This window comes from Pseudomonas sp. 43NM1 (assembly GCF_002836905.1).
Classification (GTDB): domain Bacteria; phylum Pseudomonadota; class Gammaproteobacteria; order Pseudomonadales; family Pseudomonadaceae; genus Aquipseudomonas; species Aquipseudomonas prosekii.
This window is the reverse complement of the sequence record NZ_MKGS01000101.1, coordinates 1-2,660: the sequence shown is the minus strand read 5'-3', so window position 1 is coordinate 2,660 and position 2,660 is coordinate 1. Positions and strand designations below refer to the sequence as shown.

Here is a 2,660-nt window from a genome sequence, read left to right as displayed (position 1 = left end):
GCACGCTCGTCATGTTCGCCGGCGTCAGCGGGTCCGCGGCTTGCAGCGCCCACAGCCGCGGGTCCCACTGTTTGACTGGGCGCCCGCCTAGATCGTAAGCCACTCGATTGACCCGAGCCTGCGCCGCGAGTTTTTCATCTTCACGCCAGTAATCGACCGAACGCACCGCAAGTCCGCGCGGATCGACGACGGATAAGGTTGGGGTCCTGTAATGCGTTGTCGTGATTGAAGCGTGCATGACGATGCGTCCCGGTTAGCCAGACATGATCTAACCGTTGCCGCGCAGCATCTGGCTACTGTCAGAAATTACAGTACAGATCAACGGTAATGTCGGTTGATCGTTGAATGTTAATTTTCGCAGCCCCCGGTAAATGGCCTACCGGCGCTAATTGAGAAGTTGTTAGTCCCTCTCACGAGATTCCATTCAAGATTATTGAAGCGCCGGTGATAACCGGGCGAAGACGATATCGAGCGCTTTGAAGATATCTACGGTCGCTCCACCCCGATCGAGCGCGGCGTGTCGGTGAAAACCATCGCGCAGTGATTGATCTGTAACACCAGAAGCCCCTGTCCAACCCGCCGCGCTCCCTATCCGCAGCGGGTTGGTCGGGGGCTTTTTTTGCCAACGTCATGGCAAGTCACATTTTCAATGGATTCCTATTTTGCTTTGCAAATGTTTTCCATTTGTCTAACAACCGCTCAGGCAACGGATTCAATTGACCTGTTTCAAAATAACCACTCTGTAATTCGCTCTTTGTCACATGGCCTGAATCGATCATGAATTTAGCCATGTTCCCGCCCCAATGTTGAGCCTCTCCACCTACGCTCGTTGTGAAATAACCCGTTTTGTACACCGCCCCGGGATACATGTCATTAAAGACTTGATGGGCAAAGTAGTCGGTAATGTGTTCGTCATAATTACTATTACTTACAGACGTATCCGTCTCCGGTTGAAAGCCTACATGCCCGTACGAAGAAGCATGCAAGGCTTCGTGAACAATCGTTGAACGGATTTTATCTCCATCAAGCTGACCGTTTTCAGAATAATCCGGTGCGGTTACCCCCATGTAAATTGTTCCGTCTGGCGACGTCCAGGCGGCAGGATTGGCACGACGATCTTCCTGATTGAACTGCATCGTTTCATTGCCCGGAACAGACCTGATTTTTTCAAAAAGATCTTGGTGCGTTACATCCACTACTCTTATAGGGTTAACCGACACACCAAATTGTTGATTGATCGTTTTGGCAAGTTGAACCGTGTCGACATAGTCTTTTGTTTGCCATGGCTTTGAAGCCTGATTGGCTGGCATTTGCGGGCGCGCCAATGCAATTGGCTGAAAAAGCTTCTGAGTCTGCGCGACTTGCCCTGGCAGTGGTGGCCGAGGTGGTGCGAAACCAGCGCCAGGCGGTGGTGGAGGTGGCAGTGCTGCCGATCCCGGTGGCGAAGGTGGCTGTGGAGGCACGGGTGGTGCGCTCGGTACAGTGGGCGCCCGCCCATCGACATCGATCAACGTGACAGGGTTATTTCTAACCATCCGATACAGGTTCAAGCCATCTACCGCGCCTGCTGGATCCGGATTGAGCCATCGCTGCAGCCACTCTATGTAGTATCTGAATCCGTAGTAATAAAGCCCCGTCGCATCCCGTTCCTTGCCCGAATAACGAACGGTTTTGTAATCCCCATCGGTTTCGTTCGGGCCGGCAGACCAGGCTGTTGCTCCGAAGGGGTAATAAGTTTCCTGACTGATGATTCGCGCATCGTCGGCGAGTTCTAGCGAACAGGAGTTCAGATGATCAACCAGGTTGTAACGGTACTGATCGTTATTCACGCCGAACGGCGGATCGGTTTCCCAATGCAGTACCCGAACACTATTGAGCCCGGCCTGCGCGCTGATGACCTGCCGCACCTCCCCGGTACCGCTGTCGGTGCGCAATTCAAGTCCCGGCAAGTAACGCACTTCAGCCACCACGGTCCGGGCATTGGTCTGCAACGAGCGAGTTTTTCGTACCCGTTGGCCACCGCCATCGTAGAGGTAGGACTCAACGTCATTGCGTCCAGAGTCGCGCTCCACCGGGCTGACCGACTGCAACTGATTGCGCAGATCCCACGTCATGTAACGTCCCTGCTCGAGCATCAGCAAATTGCCGTTGGCATCGAACGCAGCGGCAATTTCCTCCTCGGTGGGTGGCACGCCATTGCGCCAGGGCAAACAGCGATTGCTGTAGCGCGCAGCTTTTAACTCTCGTCCCGGACTTTGCGCCCCGACGTGCGTCAACTTGAGCAAGTTGCCACTCTCGTCATAACTGAAACTTTGCTGATAATTGCTGAGCGCGGCGGGATCCATTCGCCCGGCCGAATTCGGTCCCTGATTCGCACTACCCGCCTCCCAGCCAGATGCACCAATCAACTGATAAAGACTGTCGTAGTTAAAACAACTGATGGGCTCGATGCGCTGATTATTGAAGTAACGAACCTCCAGCGCCTTGTCTTCGATGCTCAGGACATTGCCCATGCGGTCGTACTCGTAGAACAAATGCTGCAATAAACCGCTGTGATTGCTGAACGCTCGCCGCTCGATCAACAGTCCATCTGCGGCGCCATAAGTGAGGTTCGTCTCGACATGATTACCCGCCACTTCGCGAATAATCCTGCCATCGGC

Annotated in this window: 2 protein-coding genes and 1 pseudogene; 1 reads left to right on the top strand and 2 read right to left on the bottom strand. The window is 53.9% G+C overall.

What is annotated here, in order from left to right:
* Positions 1 to 238: hypothetical protein (locus tag BI292_RS29010; protein WP_218563481.1), on the bottom strand; the 238-nt coding region annotated here is incomplete at its 3' end.
* A gap of 216 nt (positions 239 to 454) precedes the next feature.
* Between BI292_RS29010 and BI292_RS29140 the strand changes: the two are divergent.
* Positions 455 to 544: pseudogene (locus BI292_RS29140) on the top strand (alginate biosynthesis protein AlgA); the annotation flags it as partial.
* Positions 545 to 638: 94 nt separating this feature from the next.
* On the opposite strand, the gene BI292_RS29135 reads toward BI292_RS29140, so the two are convergent.
* Positions 639 to 2,660 (bottom strand): RHS repeat-associated core domain-containing protein (locus BI292_RS29135; RefSeq protein ID WP_256592645.1); only part of this gene is annotated, 2,022 nt, incomplete at its 5' end.